Source organism: Pseudomonas sp. JL23 (assembly GCF_056933585.1).
Map to the genome: position 1 here is coordinate 5,439,214 of NZ_CM167795.1, position 21,188 is coordinate 5,460,401.

A 21,188-nucleotide genomic window follows, 5' to 3' on the forward strand; every position below is an offset into this window, starting at 1 on the left:
GCGTTCAGGCGAGGTTAGGGGTGTCGGCCGGGATCACCGGTGCGGCGATGGCACCATGGCTGAAGCTGGGCCCGGCGTCGGAATGCACCACCGGATTTTTCTGCAGGAAATCGATGGCCTTGCGCAGGTCGTCGAGCAACAGTGCGACCAGGTCACGACTCACGCCATGGCGTATGAGAATGCGCTGCACCACGATATTCTGACGATCCGACGGCAACGGGTAGGAAGCAATCTGCCAGCCCCGCATACGGACACGCTCAGACAGGTCATAGAGGCTGAAGCCGTGGTCGACACCGTCCTTGAGCTTGTAGCAGACCGCCGGCAGCCCATCCTTGCCGTCGTAGACCAACTCCAGGGGCGCGAACTTGACGATCTCCGCCGCCAGCCACTGCGCCGTATCGGAACAGGCCTGCTGGATACGCGTGTAACCGTCGCGCCCAAGCCGCAGGAAGTTGTAGTACTGCGCAATGATTTCGCCGCCTGGCCGGCTGAAATTCAGGGCAAAGGTGGCCATATTGCCGCCCAGGTAATCGACGTAGAAGATCAGTTCTTCTGGCAGATCCTCAATGGAACGCCAGATCACCCAGCCCACGCCCAATGGCGCCAGGCCGTACTTGTGGCCCGAGGCATTGATCGATTTGACCCGCTCGATGACGAAGTCCCACTGCAACTCACGTTGAATGAAGGGCGCGATAAAACCACCGCTGGCCGCATCAACATGAATCGGAATATCCAGGCCCAGGTCGCGCTGCATCGCGTCCAGTTCGGCGGCCAGTGCGGCGACCGGCTCGTAGATACCGGTGAAGGTCACACCCAGAGTCGCGACGACGCCAATAGTGTTCTCATCGCAGTACTCACGCAGATCCGCCGGGCGTAGCCCCAGGGCGTCACCGCGCAACGGCACTTCGCGAATTTCCACATCAAAATAGCGAGCGAATTTCTTCCAGCAGATCTGTACCGGACCACACACGAAGTTCGGCTTGTCCGTCGGCAGGCCAGCGGCTTCCCGACGTTTTTTCCAGCTCCACTTGAGCGCCAGGCCACCGAGCATCGCTGCCTCGCTGGAACCCGTGGTCGAGCAGCCCACGGTCTGCCAGGACTTCGGCGCATGCCACAGGTCGGCGATGATATGCACGCAACGGTTTTCGATCTCGGCCGTCTGCGGATACTCGTCCTTGTCGATCATGTTTTTGTCGAGGGCATCAGCCATCAACTGCTTCACCTCAGGCTCGACCCAAGTGGTGCAGAACGTCGCCAGGTTTTGCCGGGAGTTGCCGTCGAGCAGCAGCTCGTCCCGTACCAGGTTGTAGGCGGACGACGGCGTCGTCGAATGGTCCGGAAGACGGTATTTGGGCAACGTGTGCTGGGAAGAACCACTCGAATAGACATCTTCGATGGCTTGGTCTTGAGTCTCTGCGGTCTGGTGAAGTGCCATGAAATCCTGCTCTTGAATGAGGGAAATGGCGTAGACGTTGATTGCGCCAAAGGCGGATCAGGCTGCGTCAGGAGAAAAGCGATAGAACGGTAAGGAAGCTCAAGCCTTATGGGACATGGCTTTGAGAGGCGGGAATTGCGCGTGGCGACAACGAATGAATGGCGTGAGCACAAGCGGCTCTGGATGTTCCGCGCGCAGTGTTACATGTATTTCAGCTCCAAAAGATGACATGGATCAATGAAACTGCGCGGGAGATTCTATGTTTGCAGGTTCCCCCCGGACATAGAATCTCCCACAGAGTTGCCGATACCGCACGCAACACTTGACGCAGACAGAGCCAATGAATCCGCTGCCACAGGACTGTTCACACATCTGCCAAGTGTTTGCTGCTGGACAGCGCTACATCGAAGATGGGGCAGGATCGCAAGGAAATCTGCGCTCGCGACTCATCAGTCGAACTTGATCAGGTCCTTGAAGATCAGTTGCCCCCAGCTATTTCCCCGTGCCTGCACGAGCAGTCCACCGTCCGATAGCCCGCCCAGTTTGATTGGCGAAAAGCCGAGAGTTTCTGCAAGAGCAGCAATCTCCACTGCGGCGCCGTCATCGTCGCTCGCCAGGAACACGACTCGCCGGCCGCCCTGTACGGCCGGATCCTGCTCAAGAACGGCAGCGGCCAGATGGTTGAAACCTCTGACCAGTCTTGCACCGGTGAAGGCCTGCGCAACGACCCTGGAAGACGGCTGATCTCCCAACGCCTCAGGGGGCACGCCATAGGCATTGGTCACATCGACGATGATCTTGTCCTTCCAGCTCGGCAGCGCCTTCGCGACCTCCTCGTGCGACTCGTAACGGACAGCCAAAAAGATGATGTCCGCCTCAATGGCTTGCTCCAGTGTTGTGGGGATGATCCCAGGACCAATCACAGCCGCTGCGGATGCAAAGCTTTGCGGCTCGCGCGTGGTTGCAACGGATACTTCAATGCCACTTCGGGCAAATGCCTTGGCAAGGGCCTGGCCGATATTGCCGAAGCCGATAATTGCGTAACTCATAAAACCTCCTCAGGTTGGCTTGGCGTTAGATCTGCGCCAAACCACCATCAACAGCCAGTTCACTGGCGGTCATGAAACTGCTGTCCCGGGACGCAAGAAACGCCGCCGCCGCGCCGAGCTCCGAAGGCTCAGCCATACGCTGCAACGGATTCATCGCAGCGAAGACCTTCATGCCTTCTTCGCCCAGCGCGGCCTTGGCCAGTTCAGTCGCGGTCGGCCCAGGCGACAGCACGTTGATCCGAATGCCAGTGCCCTTCAAGTCTTCCGCCCAGGACTTCGCCAGGTTACGCACGGCCGCCTTGCTCGCGCTGTAGGCACTGAATGCCGGGGCGCCCGTGGTCCCGGCGCTGGAGCCGGTGAGGATGATCGAACCGCCCTCGCCCATCAGCGGCAAAGCCTTCTGCACCGTGAAGACCGAGCCCTTCACATTAGTATCGAAGATCTCGTCAATGTGCTCGCCAGTGATATTGCCCAGCGCCAGCGGACTGCCCGCCCCGGCATTGGCGAAAACGATATCGAGGCTCCCACGCTCGGCCTTCACCGCCGCATAGAGTCGGTCGAGGTCATCCGGATCGGCGACCGAGCCCTTCACCGCACGGGCATTGGGCCCGAGTTCGGCCACCGCAGCGTCGAGGGCTTCCTGGCGACGGCCGAAGATAAAGACAAAAGCCCCCTCTTCAATAAAGCGCTTTGCCGCCGCCAGGCCGATGCCGGTCGCGCCACCGGTGATCACCGCGGTCTTGCCATTCAATCTGGTCATGTCATGCATCCTCGTTGGAATTGTGCGCAAACAGGTGCTGCTTGCTTGAGGACGAGTATGCAGAGCTGATAACCTATCGACCAGTATGCACATTTTGGTAAGTATGGAAAAAGATGACAAATTCTCCGGAAATCTGCGACACCGGCTGCGGGCTCAACGCCACGCTGCGCATCATCTCGGGCAAGTGGAAACCGCTGGTCCTGTTTTTCCTGCGCAACGGTCCGGTACGCTACGGTGAGCTCAAACGCCTGATCCCCGGCGTCAGCGACAAGGTGCTGATCCAGTCCTTGAAAGATCTGCAAGCCGATCGCGTACTGTCGCGAACCGACTACAAGGAAGTACCCCCACGCGTCGACTACGCCCTCACCCCACTCGGCCGCAGCCTCGCTGAAGCGATCATCCCGCTGTGCACCTGGGGCACGGAGAATGCGGTGCAAATGGCGAGTATCTTTGCTGAGCAGGATGCTTTGGCTTAGCGGTAGCTTACGCCCGCCCCAAAAAGCCAAAAGCCCGCAATTACGCGGGCTTCAGGGTGTTTGTTGCTAATGGCTGCCGGTCAGTGCCGGATGCGCATCATTCCCACTCAATCGTCGCAGGCGGCTTGCTCGACACGTCATAAGTCACGCGGGAGATGCCTTCGATCTCATTGATGATGCGGCCGCTGACGGTTTCCAGCAGTTCGTAAGGCAGGTGCGCCCAACGTGCGGTCATGAAGTCGATGGTCTCTACAGCGCGCAGTGCAACTACCCACGCATAGCGACGGCCATCGCCTACAACGCCAACGGATTTCACCGGCTGGAATACGACGAAGGCCTGGCTGACTTTGTGGTACCAGTCGGCTTTGCGCAGTTCTTCGATGAAGATATGGTCGGCGCGACGCAGCAGGTCGGCATATTCCTTCTTCACTTCACCGAGGATACGCACGCCCAGGCCCGGGCCCGGGAATGGGTGGCGGTAGACCATGTCGTACGGCAGACCCAGCTCCAGGCCCAGACGACGGACTTCGTCCTTGAACAGTTCGCGCAGGGGCTCGACCAGTTTCAGGTTCATTTCTTCCGGCAGGCCGCCCACGTTGTGGTGCGACTTGATCACGTGGGCCTTGCCGCTTTTCGCGCCAGCCGACTCGATCACGTCCGGGTAGATGGTGCCCTGGGCCAGGTACTTGATGTTGTCCAGCTTGCAGGATTCGGCATCGAACACGTCGATGAAGGTACGGCCGATGATCTTGCGCTTCTTCTCTGGATCGCTCTCGCCCGCCAGGTTGCCCAGGAACTGCTCCTCGGCGTTGGCGCGGATCACCTTGACGCCCATGTTCTCGGCGAACATGGCCATCACTTGCTCACCTTCGTGCAGGCGCAACAGACCGTTGTCGACGAAGACGCAGGTCAGTTGCTCGCCGATGGCCTTGTGCAGCAGGGCCGCGACGACAGAGGAGTCAACGCCACCGGACAGGCCGAGCAGGACGTTGTCGGTGCCGACCTGGGCGCGGATGGTGGCGATGGCGTCTTCAGCGATCTTCGACGGGGTCCACAGTGCTTCGCAGCCGCAGATATCGAGGATGAAGCGCGACAGGATGCGGCCACCCTGCTTGGTGTGGGTCACTTCCGGGTGGAACTGCACGCCGTAGTAGCCACGGGTGTCGTCGGCCATGCCGGCGATCGGGCAGCTCGGGGTGCTGGCCAGGATGTGGAATTCTTCCGGCATCCTGGTGACCTTGTCACCGTGGCTCATCCATACGTCGAGGCCGAACAGGCCGTCGGCGTCGATATGGTCTTCGATGCCGTCGAGCAGGCGGCTCTTGCCGACCACGTCGACACGGGCGTAACCGAACTCACGCAGGTCGGAACCTTCTACCTTGCCGCCCAGTTGCTCGGCCATGGTCTGCATGCCGTAGCAGATACCGAAGACCGGCACGCCCAGGTCAAACACCGTCTGTGGGCAGCGCGGGCTGTTGGCCTCGTGCACGGACTCGGGACCGCCGGCGAGGATCACGCCTTTGGGCGCGAACTCGCGAATGGCTTCATCGTCCATGTCGAACGGGTGCAGTTCGCAGTACACGCCGATCTCGCGCACGCGGCGAGCGATCAGCTGGGTGTACTGAGAACCGAAGTCGAGGATCAGGATACGGTGAGCGTGAATGTCGAGGGACATGGGAAAGGCTCTGAAGAGCAGCTGCGAGCTTCGAGCCGCGAGCTGCAAGATTAGCGATATCTGAGCGGTAGCTGCATCGTGCAACTACCGCTTGAAGCTCGTAGCTCGTAGCTCGTAGCTCGTAGCTCGTAGCTCGTAGCTCGTAGCTCGTAGCTTAGAACTGGAGGCGTCAGCCGACCCGATAGTTGGGCGCTTCTTTGGTGATCTGTACGTCATGCACATGGGATTCGGCCATGCCGGCACCGGTGATGCGGACGAACTCAGGCTTGGTGCGCATCTCTTCGATGTCGGCACTGCCGGTGTAGCCCATGGAGGAGCGCAGGCCACCCATCAGTTGATGGATGATCGCCGACAACGAGCCTTTGTAGGCAACACGGCCTTCGATACCTTCCGGCACCAGCTTCTCGGCGCCTTCGGACGAATCCTGGAAGTAGCGGTCCGAAGAGCCCTGGGCCTGGGACATGGCGCCCAGCGAGCCCATGCCGCGGTAAGCCTTGTAGGAGCGGCCCTGGAACAGTTCGATCTCGCCCGGTGCTTCTTCAGTACCGGCGAACATCGAACCCATCATCACGCAGCTTGCGCCGGCAACGATGGCCTTGGACAGGTCGCCGGAGTAGCGGATACCGCCGTCGGCGATCAGGGGAATACCGGTGCCTTCAAGGGCTTCGGCAACGTTGGCGATGGCGCTGATCTGCGGCACGCCGACACCGGCAACGATGCGCGTGGTGCAGATCGAGCCAGGGCCGATACCGACCTTGACCGCATCGGCGCCAGCGGCAACCAGTGCCTTGGCAGCGGCGCCAGTGGCGATGTTGCCACCGATGACCTGGACTTCAGGGAAGTTGTCCTTGACCCAGCGAACGCGGTCGATCACGCCTTTGGAGTGACCGTGGGCAGTGTCGACCACCACCACGTCAACACCGGCAGCAACCAGAGCGGAAACGCGCTCACCGGTGTCCTTGCCAGTACCGACAGCGGCACCGACGCGCAGACGACCCTGGTCGTCCTTGCTGGCCAGCGGGTAGGCCTTGGATTTTTCGATGTCCTTGACGGTCATCATGCCCTTGAGGGCGAAGTTGCCGTCAACGATCAGGACTTTTTCCAGGCGGTGCTTGTGCAGCAGCTCACGCACTTCGTACTTGTCGGCGCCTTCACGCACGGTGACCAGACGCTCTTTAGGCGTCATCACTTCACGGACGGGGATATCCAGACGGGTTTCGAAGCGGATGTCGCGGGACGTCACGATGCCGACCAGGTCGCCATTGTGCAGCACCGGAACACCGGAAATGTTGTTCTGACGGGTCAGTTCGAACAGGTCGCGCACTGTGGCGTCGGCCTCGATGGTAATCGGGTCCTTGACCACACCGGCTTCGAACTTCTTGACCTTGCGAACTTCGGCAGCCTGCTGCTCGATGGTCATGTTCTTGTGGATGATACCGATACCGCCTTCCTGAGCCATGGCAATGGCCAGACGGGCTTCAGTCACGGTGTCCATCGCAGCGGAGACCAAGGGGATATTCAGTTCGATGCCACGGGTCAAACGGGTTTTCAGACTGACTTCATTAGGCAGTACCTCGGAATAACCGGGCACAAGGAGAATGTCGTCGAAAGTAAGGGCTTCTTGGCTGATACGCAGCATCGCGGGGGCTCCCAGGCGGGAAATTGGAAGCGCGCCATTATACCCAGACACCCCCTGTCACTCAATGTAAACCTCAGGCTAATTCACGATTACCTTATAAATATACTTTTACCCAGGAAACCGGACGGTCCAGGCGCTCGGCAAACTCATCAAGAAAGCTTTGCTTGAACGAGGCTTGCAGCCAGTCATTAAAGATAAAACCGAGGTTGGAAAAGCCGCAGGGCTCGAGAAACAGAAAGCCATTGATGTCATCTTCGTGACGGCATTCGGGGCAGGTGAAGTTATCGGTATGGCCGGGCATCCAGTCTTCCAGGCTGTCGAACAGCGCCTCGCCGATCTCCCGACGGCACTCCGGGCAGCCGGCTTCCTCGGCAAAATCCTTTAGCGGGGTATAGATGCAGCGCTTGGTGACGATCTCCAGGCCATTGACCACTTGGCCGAACGGCAGCGCGTCGGGGTGCTCCACCACACGGCGGGCGCCGGGGGCGATGGCGTAGGCCATCTTGTTGTAGGTCCGCCCGCAGGTACTGAGCTGTTCCTCGACCACATCGAGTTTCACCAGCCAGCGCAGGATCAACCGCGCCCGGGCTTCGTGGCCGGGGAAGGAGGAAATCTGCGGGACGATAATGCTTTGGGTGTTCATTTAAAAACCTATGGCGTTTGTTCTTCTATATAAGAAGCATTAGGCCGGAAATCGGTAGGACTGGCTTTAGCCGGGAGAACGCCCTCCCGGCTAAAGCCGGTCCTACGGCCCACCCAGCAGCGCGATTATACCCATTCCCCGGCAATGCCTTTATGATGCCGCACATGATTAAAGACCCCTTCGCAAGACTCGGCCTCGACCGGGAAGTCCTTACCGTCAGCCAGCTCAACGGCCGTGCACGGGTGTTGCTGGAAGATGTGTTCAGCAATATCTGGGTCGAGGGCGAGATATCCAACCTGTCGCGCCCGGCCTCGGGCCATGTCTATTTCACCCTCAAGGACTCCGGCGCCCAGGTGCGCTGCGCGCTGTTCCGCCAGAGTGCGGCGCGGGTGCGTCAGGCCTTGAAGGACGGTTTGCAGGTCAAGGTACGTGGCAAGGTCTCGCTGTTCGAAGGTCGTGGCGATTACCAGTTGATCCTCGACACCGTCGAACCGGCCGGTGATGGCGCCCTGCGCCTGGCCTTCGAGGCGCTCAAGGACAAGCTCAACGCCGAAGGCCTGTTCAGCGCCGAGCGCAAGGTCGCCCTGCCCCAGCATCCGCAACGCATCGGCATTGTCAGCTCGGCTACCGGCGCGGTGATTCGCGACATCATCAGCGTGTTTCGCCGTCGCGCGCCTCAGGTCGAACTGACCCTGATTCCTACTGCCGTTCAGGGCCGCGAAGCCATCAACCAGATCGTCCGCGCCCTCAAGCTGGCCGATGCCCGCGGCTTCGATGCGTTGATCCTGGCCCGGGGCGGCGGCTCCCTGGAAGATCTGTGGTGCTTCAACGAAGAAGCCGTGGCCCGAGCCATCGATGCCTGTGTCACGCCGATTGTCAGTGCGGTGGGCCATGAAACCGATGTATCGATCAGCGATTTCGTCGCCGACGTCCGTGCGCCGACGCCCTCGGCCGCCGCCGAGCTGCTGGCACCCGACACCAGCGACCTGCATCGCCGCGTGGAAAACCTGCGACGCCGCCTGATCAGCCGCATGCAGGATCGCCTGATGCGTGATCGCTTGCGCCTGGAAGGTGTATCCCGACGCCTGCGCCACCCCGGCGAACGTCTGCGTCAGCAGGCTCAGCGCCTCGATGACCTGGACCTGCGCCTGCGTCGCGCCTTCGAGCAGCAGGGCCATAAGCGCCAAGTGCGTCTGGCCCATCTGCAAAGCCGCCTCGCTGCTCAACATCCGGGCCGCACTCTGGCCTTCCTGCGTCAGCGCCTGGAAGTCCTGGCCGAGCGCCTGCCCCGAGCGATCCGCGAGAACCTCAAGACCCGCCGCCTGCAATTGCAGAATCAGGTGCAAACCCTGCATGTGGTCAGCCCGCTGGCGACCCTGGGCCGGGGCTACAGCATCCTGCTCGACGAGCGCGGCCATGCCATCCGCCGCGCCGAACAGACAAAGCCCGGCCAGCGCCTGACCGCGCGTCTGGGCGAAGGCGAACTGCAAGTGCGGGTCGAAGACAACCATCTGACGCCCGTCACCCTCTCACTACTGGATTGAGCCAAGCCATGCTGCGTGTTATCGCCCCTCTGTTCGCCCTGTGCCTGGCCCTGCCCGCCTACGCCGACAGCTATATAAGCCGCGCGCTGAACAAGCCGGTGCCCGGCGGCGTCGCAGTGGTCGACCTTGGCGCTGCCGCCCAAGCACCCAAGGCCACGTTCCAGGGCAAACAGGTATTGGTGGTCAAGGAACAGGACAACCACTGGCTGGCCATCGTCGGCCTGCCGCTGACCCTCAAGCCCGGCAATCAGCAAGTCAGCAGCGGCAATCGCCAGCTGAGCTTCGTGGTCGGCAGCAAGAAATACCCGGAGCAGCACATCACTTTGCAGAACAAGCGCCAAGTCAATCCCGAACCCCAAGACCTCAAGCGCATCGAGAAAGAGCAAGCGCTGCAGTTCGCCGCCTATCGCAGCTTCAGCCCAGTGACCCCGAGCAACCTGATCCTCGACAAGCCGGTGGATGGCCCGCTGTCGAGCAAGTTCGGCGTGCGCCGCTTCTTCAACGGTGAAGAGCGCAACCCGCACTCGGGCCTGGACTTCGCTGTGCCGGCCGGTACACCGATCAAGTCGTCGGCTGCTGGCAAGGTGATTCTGATTGGCGACTACTTCTTTAACGGCAACACGGTATTCGTCGACCACGGCCAAGGCTTTATCAGTATGTTCTGCCATATGTCGAAGATCGACGTGAAAGTCGGTGACGCCGTACCTCGTGGCGGCGTGGTCGGTCGCGTCGGCTCAACGGGTCGCGCGACCGGGCCGCATATGCACTGGAATGTCAGCCTCAATGATGCGCGGGTTGACCCGGCGATCTTTATTGGCGCCTTCCAGCCTTGAAATAAAGGCGCTGTTGCGCGGCCTGAAAATACCGCGCAACAAATCTACAATTAGCTGAAGTACGGCGCGATTAAATCCTGTTATAAGGCATTTTTGAGGAGCCTTTGCCAATTTTTCGCAACGGCTTGCCAACTTTCACCCCAATGGGTACGGTTGGTCTTATGAAAACTGCTCAAACCCTCATTCTGTTGCGCCAGCATTGCTGTCTCAGCCTGGTCAGTGCCCGACTGCCAAGCTAGATCGCTGTGCCTCGCCCCTGTCTCGTTTAATTCGGCGGCCGCCTCTTCTCGGCCTCTTCAGTATCCAAGGATTTGCTTCCATGACCATGCTCAAAGACCCTTCGACCAAGTACCGTGCGTTCCCTGTCATCGACTTGCCTGATCGCACCTGGCCATCCAAGACCATCACCGAAGTGCCGATCTGGTGCAGCTCCGACCTGCGCGACGGCAACCAGTCGCTGATCGAGCCGATGGACGCGGTGAAAAAGCTGCGTTTCTGGAAAACCCTGGTCCAGGTCGGCGTCAAGGAAATCGAAGCGTCGTTCCCGGCGGCCTCCCAGACTGACTTTGACTTCGTCCGCACCCTGATCGAAGACGGTCATATCCCGGATGACACCACCATTCAGGTACTGACCCAGGCCCGTGAAGACCTGATCGCCCGCACCTTCGAATCCCTGCGCGGCGCGAAAAAGGCCATCGTGCACTTGTATAACGCCACCTCGCCGTCCTTCCGCCGCATTGTCTTCAATCAGGACAAGGCCGGTGTCAAAGAGATCGCCGTCAACGCCGCCAAGCTGTTCGTCAAATACGCCGCCCAGCAGCCGGAAACCCAATGGCAGTTCGAGTACTCCCCTGAGACCTTCAGCGCAACCGAGCTTGAGTTCGCCAAGGAAGTCTGCGACGCGGTCATCGAAGTCTGGAACGCGACGCCGCAGAACAAGGTCATCCTCAACCTGCCAGCCACCGTTGAAGTGGCGACGCCGAATATCTACGCCGACCAGATCGAATGGTTCTGCCGCAACATCACCCGTCGTGACAGCGTGCTGATCAGCCTGCACACCCACAACGACCGTGGCACCGGCGTTGCCGCGACCGAGCTGGGCCTGATGGCCGGTGCCGATCGCGTCGAAGGCTGCCTGTTCGGCAACGGCGAGCGTACCGGTAACGTCGACCTGGTGACCGTGGCGCTGAACATGTACACCCAGGGTCTTAACCCGCAGCTGGACTTTTCCGACATCGACGGCGTGCGCAAGGTCGTTGAAGAGTGCAACCAGATTCCGGTGCATCCGCGTCACCCGTACGTTGGCGACCTGGTTCACACCGCGTTCTCCGGCTCCCACCAGGACGCCATCCGCAAGGGCTTCGCCCAGCAGAAGGAAGACGGCGTCTGGGAAGTGCCTTACTTGCCAATCGACCCGGCCGATATCGGTCGCAGCTACGAGGCGGTGATTCGCGTCAACAGCCAGTCGGGCAAGGGCGGCATTACCTATCTGCTGGAACAGGAATACGGCATTGCCCTGCCGCGTCGCATGCAGATCGAGTTCAGCCAGGTGGTACAGGGTGAAACCGACCGTCTGGGCCTGGAAATGACTGCGCAGCAGCTCTACGCCCTGCTGCACAGCGAGTACCTGCAAGCCAATACCCCGTACGCGCTGGTCAGCCATCGCCTGCAGGAAGAAAACGGCCATAGCAGCGTTGAAGTCGAAGTGTCCAGCATCGGCCAGGGCGAAACCAACCTGGTCTGGCGCGGCAAGGGCAATGGCGCCCTGGAAGCGCTGGTGGCCGGTCTGCCGGTGCCCGTGGAGATCATGGACTACAACGAACACGCCATCGGCGCGGGCACCACGGCCAAGGCCGCGGCCTACATCGAACTGCGGGTCAACGGCGAGCGTGCGGTGCACGGCGTGGGTATCGATGAAAACATCACCACGGCCAGCTTCAAGGCACTGTTCAGCGCCCTGAATCGTGCGCTTAGCCAGGCTCAGGCCAAGGCGGCGTAAACGCTGCGGTGACAAAAAAGGCCCTTTTCAGGGCCTTTTTTTGTGCCAGTCACGTCCCTGTAGGAGCGGCTTCAGCCGCGAAAGACTCCTCCCGGCTAAAGCCGGTCCTACGGATAGCGCGCTTATTGGGTCACGCGGTGGTGTTGACGCTGCCTTTGGCCGCGGCCTGCATCATCTGCATCAATGCCCCCTGCTCGGCACCCAATTCGGCGGTAGTTCCGGATATCTGCTGCTGGATCGCCATCACCTGCTGCGCCTTGATCTCTTCGGGAGCCTTGGATTGCTGCGCGGCCGCCAGTTGCTTTATCTGTTCCTGCAGGCGCTTCTGGGTTTCCTTGATCCGCTCTTTCAACTGCTCGATGGCCTGCTCGGCAGGCGAACCGCCGGAACTCTTGGCACCCGAGCCATTGGTGTTCTGGGCCGGTTTGGACACCGTGGCTTTCAGGTTCACACCCACTGTAGTGGCATCAGGGTTGGCTTTATCCTGATCAGCTTTTGACGCAAGCGTGAACGCGCTGCTGTAGAGGTTCAGCGAACTCGTGTTGATAGTGGTCATGGCGAACTCCTGTTATGTAGAGCGGCTATCGACCAGTACCGGCAAAACTTGAATCAGCGGCAAGACAAAGAGCCCGCAACCCGAGGTTGCGAGCATCTTGTATCGAACTGGGTAACGCTTGAAAACAAATCAGGCGGTGGTGTCGATACCGCCGCTGCTTTCCAGTTGCATCAAGGCCGCCTGCTGGGTCGACAGGGTGGCCGTGGTGCTGGCGATCTGGCTTTGAGCAGCCATGACTTTCACCTGTTTCTCTTCGTCGGAACCCTTGGCCGCCTGGGCGGCAGCGAGTTGCTGCTGTTGTTCCTGCAACTGCTTCTGGGTTTCCTTGATCTGGGCTTCCAGCTTCGCGATGCTGTCCTGGGTCGCGGTGCTCGACGACGAACCACCACCGCCGCCACCCCCCGCCGCACCACCACCCGACGACGCCTTGGCGCCGCTCACATCGGCAGTGGCCGTGGTCGAAGAAGTGCTGTTGGCGTCAGTCGCCGTGGTGTCGTCGGTCGTATTGCTCTTCACCGAAACGGTGAACGAAGACGAGTACAAGCTGAGGGATGAGGTACTAATGCTGGTCACTTGGGGAGCCTCCTGATTGATATGGCTAATATCGACCCTGGCTCCCCATAACTATAGCTAATTAGTGTATCTCGAATGTATCAGCGTCGAGATATGCCGGAAACCTTGAGCGGTAGGCCGCGAGTTCCGTGGCGCTCAGAGTAACTTCGAAGACGCCGTCAGCCTCCCCTGCGCCAAACAGGCTTTCACCCTGGAAGTCCAGCACCTGACTGTCGCCGGTGTACGCGAAGCCTTTGCCATCAGTGCCGATACGATTGACCGCTGCGACATAGCAGAGGTTTTCAATGGCCCGGGCTGGCAACAAACGGTTCCAGTGCAGGCGACGGGCGCCGGGCCAGTTGGCCGTATAGATCAGCAGGTCGGTGTCCTGGGCGGAACGGCTCCAGACCGGGAAGCGCAGGTCGTAGCAGATCAGCGGCCGCACTCGCCAACCCTTGAGTTCGAACAGCACCTGACGTTCGCCGGGGCTGTAGTGCTTGTGCTCACCGGCCATGCGGAACAGGTGGCGCTTGTCGTAATGCTGCAATTCACCGTCAGGGCGCGCCCACAGGAGGCGGTTACGATGACTGCCATCAGCGGCGCGGACAATCACACTACCCGTAACCACCGCGTTCAAACGTTTGGCCTGAGCCAGCATCCAGGCGGCCGTCGGACCGTTCTCCGGCTCAGCCAGCAGCTCCGACTCCATGCTGAAGCCGGTGGTGAACATCTCCGGCAAAATCACCAGGTCAGCGCCTTCGGCCTGATCAAGCAAGGCGTCGAAGTGTTCATGGTTGGCCTGACGGTCGTGCCAGGCCAGGGTGGTCTGGACCAGCACCACCTTGAGATCGGGTAACTCGCTTAGATCACGCATAGTTTCTCTGCTGCTTGGCGCAGCGTCTCCTCGCGCTTGGCGAAGCACAGGCGGATGATCCGCTGCCCTTCGGGTGGGTTCTGGTAGAAAACCGACACGGGAATACTGGCAACACCGTGTTCACGGGTCATCCACAGAGACATGTCTACATCATTGAGGTCCGGACGGATCTGCGAATAGTCAACCAATTGGAAATAAGTGCCGCCGACCCTATTGAAAGTAAAGCGCGACGACGCCAGTTGATCGCAGAAGAAATCCCGCTTGGCCTGATAGAACGCCGGTAACTCTTCGACGTGCTCCGGATGGGCCGCCATGAAGTCAGCCAAAGCCCATTGCAGCGGCGTCACGCCACAGAAACTGACGAACTGGTGAATCTTGCGCAGCTCGGCGGTCAAGGCCGGAGGCGCGACCACGTAGCCGGTTTTCCAGCCGGTGACGTGATAGGTCTTGCCGAAGGAACTGACCACGAAGGCACGCTGATACAGCTCTTCATGGGCCAGCACACTGGCATGCTGGACGCCGTCGAACACCAGGTGCTCATAGACTTCGTCGCTGACCAGATAGATATCGCGATTGGCGATCAAAGCCGCCAGTTGATCGAGTTCGGCACGGGTAATCAGGGCACCGCTGGGGTTGTGCGGGCTGTTGATGATGATCATCCGCGTACGCGGGCTCAACGCATCACTGAGCTTTTGCCAGTCGATGGAAAAATCATCGAGGCCCAACTGCACATGCACGCAACGACCGCCCGCAAGTTCGACTGAAGGCTCATAGCTGTCATAGCAAGGATCGAAGACAATCACTTCATCGCCGGGCCGGATCACGGTCTGGATGGCGCAGAAAATCGCCTGCGTTGCACCGGGGGTGACCGTCACTTCGCTGTCCGGATCTACCTGGCGGCCGTAGCTACGGGCGATCTTGGCCGCGATCTGCTGGCGCAAGGCTGGCAGGCCGGTCATGGGCGAGTACTGGTTATGGCCGTCGGCAACATGGCGACTGAGGGCATCGCGCAAGGCCTGCGGGCCGTCGAAATCCGGGAAGCCCTGAGACAGGTTGATCGCCCCTGTCTCGGCGGCGAGCTGGGACATCACGGTAAAAATGGTGGTGCCCACGTTGGGCAATTTGCTGCTGATCATCGAGCCTTTTCCCTGCGGTACACCCGGCTCCACAGCGGCACGGGTCAGGCAGGATAGCCCATAGCGCAAGCATAAAAAAAGGCGCCATTGGCGCCTTTTTCCGAGAAAGCCTTTTACAGAATCAACGCTTATCGCGGCGCTTCTTGTCGGCCTTCTTATGGTGCGACATCATTCGACGCTTCTTGTTGACCTGGCGGTCAGTCAGCGTGTTCTTGTTGCCTTCGTACGGGTTCTCGCCGCCCTTGAATTCGATGCGGATCGGCGTACCGACCAGCTTCAGGACACGGCGATAGGTGTTTTCCAGATACCGCACATACGACTTCGGTACTTTCTCGACCTGGTTACCGTGGATCACGATCAACGGCGGGTTGGCACCACCCAAGTGGGCATAGCGCAGCTTGATGCGGCGGCTGCCAACCATCGGCGGGGCGTGCTCGCTGACGGCGTCTTCAAGGATCTGGGTCAGACGGCTGGTCGGCCAGCGAGTGACCGCCGACTTGAACGAGTTCTGCACCGACTGATACAGGTTACCCACGCCCGTGCCGTGCAGCGCGGAGATGAAGTGGATATCGGCGAAGTCGACGAAGAACAACCGGCGTTCCAGCTCGGTCTTCACGTAATCACGTTCGCTCGGCACCATGCCATCCCACTTGTTCAGTGCGATGACCAGGGCACGCCCGGCTTCCAGAGCAAAGCCCAGCAGGTTGAGGTCGTGATCGACCACGCCTTCGCGGGCATCCATGACGAAGATGACGACGTTGGCGTCCTTGATCGCCTGCAGCGTCTTGACCACCGAGAATTTTTCAACTTCCTCGTGGATCTTGCCGCGCTTGCGCACACCCGCGGTGTCGATCAGCGTGTACTTCTCGTCGTTGCGCATGAACGGGATGTAAATGCTGTCGCGCGTAGTGCCAGGCTCGTCGTAGACGATGACCCGGTCTTCACCGAGCATGCGGTTGACCAGGGTCGACTTGCCAACGTTCGGGCGGCCGATAATGGCGATCTTGATGCCATCTTTTTCGCTCGGGCCCGGAATGCGCTTGGCTTCCTCACCTTCGGCGACGTGCTCGGCTTCGCCCTCTTCAGGCTCTTCCTCGTCACGGGGGAAATCGCGCAGGGCGATTTCCAGCATCTGGCTGATGCCACGACCGTGGGCGCCGGCGACCGGAATGGCATCACCCAGGCCCATTGGGCTGAATTCGGCGCGGGCCAGCTCAGGATCGATATTGTCGATCTTGTTGGCGACCACATAGGAACGCTTGTTGCGCTTGCGCAGGTGCTCGCCAATCATCTGGTCCGCAGCGGTGTAACCGGCGCGGGCATCGACCAGGAACAGCACGACATCGGCTTCTTCGATGGCCAGCAGCGACTGCTCGGCCATCTTTTCGTCCATGCCGTGCTCATCGCCGGAGATACCACCGGTGTCGATCAGGATGTAGGAGCGCCCCTGCCACTTAGCCTCACCGTATTGGCGATCACGGGTCAGACCGGACAGGTCGCCGACGATGGCGTCGCGAGTCCTGGTCAGGCGGTTGAACATGGTGGACTTGCCGACGTTCGGTCGGCCCACCAGGGCGATTACGGGAACCATGCGGCTCTCCACTTCGTTATTTCAGAAAATACAAAAGCCGCTGCACAGCAGCGGCCGGAGCTTGGCGCGACACACCGAGTGTCGCAGGCCTTGTCTGGGCAAGGCCGCCCGACGCTTGCCTCCGCCACTAGGCAGGAGGCTCACATCGAGCATAGACAGCCATTACTTGATCGTCAGGGCTTCCAGTTTGCCGCTGTTGCCATAGACATAGATCATGTTGCCATCCACCAGCGGCCGGGCACGCAGGCCGTCGCTGTCGATACGCTCGCGACCGACGAAGCGACCGTCAACCTGGCTAAGCAGGTGCAGATAGCCTTCGAAGTCACCCACGGCGACATAGCTGGAGTAAACCTCTGGCGAACCCAACTGGCGACGAGCCAGTTGGTCGTTGGTCCACAGACCGGTAGTGGTGCGCTCATCGACGCCCTCGACCGTACCGTTGGCCAGGCTCAGGTAGACGCTGCCAAAGCCCTGGGCGACGCCCGAGTAGCTGGAGGCATCACGCTGCCAGAGAATACGACCGCTTTCCAGATCCAGACCGGCAACGCGGCCCTGATAGCTGGCGACGTAGATGGTATTACCGGACAGCAGCAGGCCGCCGTCGATATCCACTACGCGATCAAGCTCGGAGCGACCTTGAGGGATAGCCACGCGCTGCTCCCAGACCGGTACGCCGTTGCTGGTATCCAGTGCCACGACTTTGCCAGTCGAAAGACCGGCAATGGCCAGATGGTTGGTGACCAGCGGTGCACTGGTGCCACGCAGGGTCAGTACCGCCGGGGTGCTCTCGTAGATCCAGCGACGGTTGCCGGTGGAAGCATCGAAGCCAACCACACGGTCGTCCTGGGTCTGGACCACCACCACATCACCGTTGTTGACCGGTGGAGCCAGTACTTCGCTGGTGACGTGGGCGCGCCATTTTTCTTCGCCGTTGGTCACGTCCATGGCGATGACTTCGCCCTTGAGCGTGCCGATGGTCAGCATGCCGTAAGCCACGCCGACGGCGCCGGAGACCGGAACCTTGAGATCTTTCTTCCAGATCACGTCGCCGTTCATGCGGTTCATCGCCACGACTTCGCCGTTGACGTCGGCGGCATAGATGTTCTGGCCATCAATGGCCGGCACCAGCATGTTGTAGGTTTTACCCTGACCATCACCGATGGAACGGCTCCATTGCTTCTGCAGGACCACTTCTTCCTTGAAAGAAGTCAGTTCGGCGGGCGGCAATTCCTTTTTGCTGTTGCTGCTGCAACCCACGGCCATAACGGCCAGGGCCAGCAATGCTGCATGTTTCCAACGGATCACGTCACGCATCCCCTTTGGCCAGGTCGTCGAGTTTCATTTGCAGGTCACCCACAGCAGCCTCTTCGGACAGCGCGGATTTAGCTTTCTGATATGCAGCGTGAGCTTCATCAGCACGACCCAGTTGCACCAGCAGGTCGCCCTTGAGCTCTTCACGGCTGGCCAGGAATGCCTTGTCAGCATCACCCGCGAGCAGTTTCAGCGCATCTTCGGCCTTGTTCTGTGCCGCCAGGATCCGGGCCATACGCTCACGGGCGATTTCGCCCAGGGTCGGGTTGACCGGCTTGTCGAGTACGGTCTTCAGCTCAGCCGCAGCATCATCGAGCTTGCCGGCATCGACGGCAACCTTGGCGACGAACAGACTGCCGTATTGGGCATAGGCGGTGCCAGCGTATTCGCTTTTCAGCTTGCCGGCGACGTCGGCGACACGGCCGATATCAGCCTGGCCGCTTGGCGTCAGCGCAGTTTCGAGCAGTTGCTGATAGAGCGCCGAAGCGCCCTGGGTCTGGTTGCCCTGGTATTTCTGCCAGGCCTGCCAGCCAAAGAACACGATCAACGCCAGCAGACCGCCAGTTACCAGGGGTTTGCCGTTGCGCTGCCACCAGTCCTTCATTACCGCCAGCTCTTCATCTTCGGTACGCGACACCCCAATACTCCTATTCGCTAAATCGGCTGTTAATCAGCTCTCAACCCTGCACGACGCAGGCGGCCAGGTGCTCGGACAGAGCATCCCAGGCAATACTTTGTTGTTCGCCCTGACCACGCAGGGGTTTGACCCCGATGATCTGCTGGGCCAGCTCTTCTTCGCCAAGAATCAGGGCAAACAGTGCACCGCTCTTGTCGGCTTTCTTGAACTGACTCTTGAAGCTACCGGCACCGGCGTTGACTTGCAGGCGCAGGTCCGGCAACTGGTCGCGTACACGCTCGGTCAGGGCCAGAGCAGCCAGTTCGGCCGCTTCGCCGAAGGCGCAGAGGTAGACGTCGACCTGACGGGAGATCTCTTGCGGGATCTGCTCCAGGGTTTCCAGCAGCAGTACCAGACGCTCGATACCCATGGCGAAACCAACACCCGAGGTCGGCTTGCCGCCCATCTGCTCAACAAGACCGTCGTAACGACCACCGGCGCACACGGTGCCCTGGGCGCCGAGCTGGTCGGTGACCCACTCGAAAACGGTCTTGCTGTAGTAATCCAACCCGCGCACCAGCTTGGGATTGATCACATAAGGAATGCCTGCCGCATCCAGACGCGCTTTCAGACCTTCGAAATGCACGCGGGATTCTTCGTCCAGGTAATCCGCCAGTTTGGGCGCATCCACCAGTACGGCCTGGGTTTCCGGGTTCTTGGTATCGAGCACGCGCAGGGGGTTGGTCTTCAGGCGGCGTTGGCTGTCTTCGTCCAGTTCGCTCAGGCGGCTGGAGAGGAATTCGACCAAAGCGTCACGATAACGACCACGGGCTTCGCTGGTGCCCAGGCTGTTCAGCTCGAGCTTGACCGCATTGCGGATGCCCAGCAGGCCCCACAGGCGCCAGGTGAGCACGATCAGTTCGGCGTCGATGTCCGGGCCGTCGAGGTTGAACACTTCGACGCCAATCTGATGGAACTGGCGATAACGGCCTTTCTGCGGGCGCTCGTGGCGGAACATCGGGCCGATGTACCACAACTTCTGCACCTGGCCACCGCCGGTGATACCGTGCTCGAGCACCGCGCGTACACAGGCCGCCGTACCTTCAGGGCGCAGGGTCAGGGAATCGCCGTTGCGATCCTCGAAGGTGTACATCTCTTTTTCGACGATATCGGTGACTTCACCAATGGAGCGCTTGAACAGCTCGGTGAATTCGACGATCGGCATGCGGATCTGGCGATAACCGTAGTTATCCAGCAGACGCGAAACGGTGCCTTCGAAGTAGCGCCACAGCGGCGTCTGTTCCGGCAGGATGTCGTTCATGCCACGAATGGCTTGCAGGGACTTGCTCACAAAAAATCCTTAGCGAAATCTTCTATTGGCCACACTCAGCCGCGGGCGATGAGCGCCGCTTCAGCTGCGACTTTTTCGGCCGCTTTCTGCCGGATCAAGCGTTCAAGCTCATCCACCAGATTGTCATTGGTCAGTTTCTGCGCCGGCTTGCCGTCGATGTAGATCAGGTTCGGCGTACCACCGGTGAGGCCGATATGCGCCTCCTTGGCTTCACCAGGACCATTGACCACACAACCGATCACCGCCACGTCCAGCGGCACCAGCAGATCTTCGAGGCGCCCTTCCAGATCGTTCATGGTCTTGACCACATCGAAGTTCTGCCGCGAGCAGCTCGGGCAGGCGATGAAGTTGATCCCACGGGAACGCAGGTGCAGCGACTTGAGGATGTCGTAACCGACTTTCACCTCTTCGACCGGGTCAGCGGCCAGGGAGATGCGGATAGTATCGCCAATTCCTTCGGCCAGCAGCATACCGAGGCCGACGGCAGATTTCACTGTGCCTGAACGCAGGCCACCGGCTTCGGTGATACCCAGGTGCAAAGGCTGAATGATTTGCTTGGCCAGCAGACGGTAGGCCTCAACGGCCATGAACACGTCGGAGGCCTTGACGCTGACCTTGAAGTCCTGGAAATCCAGGCGATCCAAGTGATCGACGTGGCGCAGGGCCGACTCCACCAGCGCAGCCGGGGTCGGTTCGCCATACTTCTTCTGCAGGTCTTTTTCCAGGGAACCGGCGTTGACTCCGATACGAATCGGGATACCACGGTCACGGGCGGCATCCACCACCGCACGCACACGGTCTTCGCGACCGATGTTGCCGGGGTTGATGCGCAGGCAATCGACGCCCAGCTCGGCCACGCGCAGGGCGATCTTGTAGTCGAAGTGGATGTCAGCGACCAGAGGCACCTTGACCAGTTGCTTGATTCGGCCAAAGGCTTCGGCGGCGTCCATGTCCGGCACGGAAATGCGCACGATATCGACGCCGGCGGCTTCCAGACGGTTGATCTGGGCGACCGTGGCAGCCACATCGTTGGTGTCGCTGTTGGTCATGCTCTGTACGGCAATCGGCGCATCACCGCCGACAGGGACCGAGCCGACCCAGATTTTGCGGGATTCGCGACGCTTGATCGGAGATTCGCCGTGCATGAT

General features: G+C 60.3%; 19 protein-coding genes. 4 read left to right on the plus strand and 15 right to left on the minus strand.

Annotated features, from left to right (window positions below; translation table 11 throughout):
• Positions 1–4 precede the first annotated feature (4 nt).
• From gad to AC1Z24_RS25070, 3 genes are all read right to left on the minus strand, one after another.
• Positions 5–1,435, minus strand: coding sequence for a glutamate decarboxylase (gene gad / locus AC1Z24_RS25060; RefSeq protein WP_483743130.1), 1,431 nt, complete (start codon positions 1,433–1,435; stop codon positions 5–7).
• Between the two features lie 449 nt (positions 1,436–1,884).
• A complete protein-coding gene (locus AC1Z24_RS25065) occupies positions 1,885–2,484 on the minus strand; it encodes an NADPH-dependent F420 reductase (protein WP_483743131.1) in 600 nt (199 codons plus the stop codon).
• Between the two features lie 25 nt (positions 2,485–2,509).
• Entirely contained in the window at positions 2,510–3,244 is a 735-nt protein-coding gene (locus AC1Z24_RS25070; RefSeq protein ID WP_483743132.1) for an SDR family NAD(P)-dependent oxidoreductase, read from the minus strand.
• A 113-nt stretch (positions 3,245–3,357) separates the two neighbouring features.
• On the opposite strand from AC1Z24_RS25070, the gene AC1Z24_RS25075 reads away from it, so the two are divergent.
• Positions 3,358–3,720: a winged helix-turn-helix transcriptional regulator gene (locus tag AC1Z24_RS25075; protein ID WP_483743133.1), complete on the plus strand. Its 363-nt coding sequence runs from the start codon at positions 3,358–3,360 to the stop codon at positions 3,718–3,720.
• Between the two features lie 97 nt (positions 3,721–3,817).
• On the opposite strand, the gene guaA is transcribed toward AC1Z24_RS25075, so the two are convergent.
• The 3 genes from guaA to AC1Z24_RS25090 form a co-directional block, all read right to left on the minus strand.
• Positions 3,818–5,395 carry a glutamine-hydrolyzing GMP synthase gene (gene guaA, locus AC1Z24_RS25080; RefSeq protein ID WP_483743134.1) on the minus strand — a complete coding sequence of 526 codons (1,578 nt, stop codon included), beginning with the start codon at positions 5,393–5,395 and terminating at the stop codon, positions 3,818–3,820.
• A gap of 169 nt (positions 5,396–5,564) precedes the next feature.
• A complete protein-coding gene (gene guaB, locus AC1Z24_RS25085) occupies positions 5,565–7,034 on the minus strand; it encodes an IMP dehydrogenase (protein WP_483743135.1) in 1,470 nt (489 codons plus the stop codon).
• 94 nt (positions 7,035–7,128) lie between these two features.
• Entirely contained in the window at positions 7,129–7,677 is a 549-nt protein-coding gene (locus AC1Z24_RS25090) for a sugar ABC transporter ATPase (protein ID WP_483743136.1), read from the minus strand.
• 164 nt (positions 7,678–7,841) lie between these two features.
• On the opposite strand from AC1Z24_RS25090, the gene xseA reads away from it, so the two are divergent.
• From xseA to leuA, 3 genes are all read left to right on the plus strand, one after another.
• Positions 7,842–9,221 (plus strand): exodeoxyribonuclease VII large subunit, encoded by a 1,380-nt coding sequence (gene xseA / locus AC1Z24_RS25095; protein ID WP_483743137.1) that lies wholly within the window; start codon positions 7,842–7,844, stop codon positions 9,219–9,221.
• Between the two features lie 8 nt (positions 9,222–9,229).
• A complete protein-coding gene (locus tag AC1Z24_RS25100) occupies positions 9,230–10,054 on the plus strand; it encodes a peptidoglycan DD-metalloendopeptidase family protein (RefSeq protein WP_483743138.1) in 825 nt (274 codons plus the stop codon).
• Positions 10,055–10,373: 319 nt separating this feature from the next.
• Entirely contained in the window at positions 10,374–12,053 is a 1,680-nt protein-coding gene (leuA, locus tag AC1Z24_RS25105; RefSeq protein ID WP_259105870.1) for a 2-isopropylmalate synthase, read from the plus strand.
• Positions 12,054–12,183: 130 nt separating this feature from the next.
• Here leuA and AC1Z24_RS25110 read toward each other — a convergent pair whose 3' ends face one another.
• The 9 genes from AC1Z24_RS25110 to ispG all read right to left on the minus strand — a co-directional run bounded on the left by AC1Z24_RS25110 (position 12,184) and on the right by ispG (position 21,185).
• Positions 12,184–12,609, minus strand: coding sequence for a hypothetical protein (locus tag AC1Z24_RS25110; protein ID WP_483743139.1), 426 nt, complete (start codon positions 12,607–12,609; stop codon positions 12,184–12,186).
• 129 nt (positions 12,610–12,738) lie between these two features.
• Positions 12,739–13,182, minus strand: coding sequence for a hypothetical protein (locus AC1Z24_RS25115; RefSeq protein ID WP_483743140.1), 444 nt, complete (start codon positions 13,180–13,182; stop codon positions 12,739–12,741).
• Between the two features lie 61 nt (positions 13,183–13,243).
• Positions 13,244–14,035 (minus strand): amidohydrolase, encoded by a 792-nt coding sequence (locus AC1Z24_RS25120; RefSeq protein ID WP_483743141.1) that lies wholly within the window; start codon positions 14,033–14,035, stop codon positions 13,244–13,246.
• Positions 14,023–15,171 (minus strand): pyridoxal phosphate-dependent aminotransferase, encoded by a 1,149-nt coding sequence (locus AC1Z24_RS25125; RefSeq protein ID WP_483743142.1) that lies wholly within the window; start codon positions 15,169–15,171, stop codon positions 14,023–14,025. Before AC1Z24_RS25125 ends, AC1Z24_RS25120 begins: the two co-directional genes overlap by 13 nt.
• 121 nt (positions 15,172–15,292) lie before the next feature.
• The gene (der, locus tag AC1Z24_RS25130) at positions 15,293–16,762 is read right to left on the minus strand and encodes a ribosome biogenesis GTPase Der (RefSeq protein ID WP_483743143.1); all 1,470 of its coding nucleotides are present in this window, start codon (positions 16,760–16,762) and stop codon (positions 15,293–15,295) included.
• A 162-nt stretch (positions 16,763–16,924) separates the two neighbouring features.
• A complete protein-coding gene (bamB, locus tag AC1Z24_RS25135) occupies positions 16,925–18,076 on the minus strand; it encodes an outer membrane protein assembly factor BamB (protein ID WP_483743144.1) in 1,152 nt (383 codons plus the stop codon).
• Positions 18,069–18,710 (minus strand): YfgM family protein, encoded by a 642-nt coding sequence (locus AC1Z24_RS25140; protein ID WP_483743145.1) that lies wholly within the window; start codon positions 18,708–18,710, stop codon positions 18,069–18,071. The genes bamB and AC1Z24_RS25140 overlap by 8 nt, the downstream gene beginning before the upstream one ends.
• A 40-nt stretch (positions 18,711–18,750) precedes the next feature.
• Positions 18,751–20,040: a histidine--tRNA ligase gene (gene hisS / locus AC1Z24_RS25145; RefSeq protein WP_483743146.1), complete on the minus strand. Its 1,290-nt coding sequence runs from the start codon at positions 20,038–20,040 to the stop codon at positions 18,751–18,753.
• A gap of 35 nt (positions 20,041–20,075) precedes the next feature.
• Complete coding sequence (gene ispG / locus AC1Z24_RS25150) at positions 20,076–21,185, minus strand: flavodoxin-dependent (E)-4-hydroxy-3-methylbut-2-enyl-diphosphate synthase (protein WP_259105879.1); 1,110 nt, start codon at positions 21,183–21,185, stop codon at positions 20,076–20,078.
• Positions 21,186–21,188: the final 3 nt, after the last annotated feature.

What these genes read in the sequence shown, in the direction of transcription:
- der (WP_483743143.1), bottom strand. Translation starts at nt 16,762, where the DNA reads ATGGTTCCCGTAATCGCCCTGGTGGGCCGACCGAACGTCGGCAAGTCC.
- AC1Z24_RS25125 (WP_483743142.1), bottom strand. Translation starts at nt 15,171, where the DNA reads ATGATCAGCAGCAAATTGCCCAACGTGGGCACCACCATTTTTACCGTG.
- AC1Z24_RS25090 (WP_483743136.1), bottom strand. Translation starts at nt 7,677, where the DNA reads ATGAACACCCAAAGCATTATCGTCCCGCAGATTTCCTCCTTCCCCGGC.
- bamB (WP_483743144.1), bottom strand. Translation starts at nt 18,076, where the DNA reads ATGCGTGACGTGATCCGTTGGAAACATGCAGCATTGCTGGCCCTGGCC.
- AC1Z24_RS25075 (WP_483743133.1), top strand. Translation starts at nt 3,358, where the DNA reads ATGACAAATTCTCCGGAAATCTGCGACACCGGCTGCGGGCTCAACGCC.
- leuA (WP_259105870.1), top strand. Translation starts at nt 10,374, where the DNA reads ATGACCATGCTCAAAGACCCTTCGACCAAGTACCGTGCGTTCCCTGTC.
- xseA (WP_483743137.1), top strand. Translation starts at nt 7,842, where the DNA reads ATGATTAAAGACCCCTTCGCAAGACTCGGCCTCGACCGGGAAGTCCTT.
- gad (WP_483743130.1), bottom strand. Translation starts at nt 1,435, where the DNA reads ATGGCACTTCACCAGACCGCAGAGACTCAAGACCAAGCCATCGAAGAT.
- AC1Z24_RS25100 (WP_483743138.1), top strand. Translation starts at nt 9,230, where the DNA reads ATGCTGCGTGTTATCGCCCCTCTGTTCGCCCTGTGCCTGGCCCTGCCC.
- AC1Z24_RS25065 (WP_483743131.1), bottom strand. Translation starts at nt 2,484, where the DNA reads ATGAGTTACGCAATTATCGGCTTCGGCAATATCGGCCAGGCCCTTGCC.
- guaB (WP_483743135.1), bottom strand. Translation starts at nt 7,034, where the DNA reads ATGCTGCGTATCAGCCAAGAAGCCCTTACTTTCGACGACATTCTCCTT.
- ispG (WP_259105879.1), bottom strand. Translation starts at nt 21,185, where the DNA reads ATGCACGGCGAATCTCCGATCAAGCGTCGCGAATCCCGCAAAATCTGG.
- AC1Z24_RS25070 (WP_483743132.1), bottom strand. Translation starts at nt 3,244, where the DNA reads ATGACCAGATTGAATGGCAAGACCGCGGTGATCACCGGTGGCGCGACC.
- AC1Z24_RS25120 (WP_483743141.1), bottom strand. Translation starts at nt 14,035, where the DNA reads ATGCGTGATCTAAGCGAGTTACCCGATCTCAAGGTGGTGCTGGTCCAG.
- guaA (WP_483743134.1), bottom strand. Translation starts at nt 5,395, where the DNA reads ATGTCCCTCGACATTCACGCTCACCGTATCCTGATCCTCGACTTCGGT.
- AC1Z24_RS25110 (WP_483743139.1), bottom strand. Translation starts at nt 12,609, where the DNA reads ATGACCACTATCAACACGAGTTCGCTGAACCTCTACAGCAGCGCGTTC.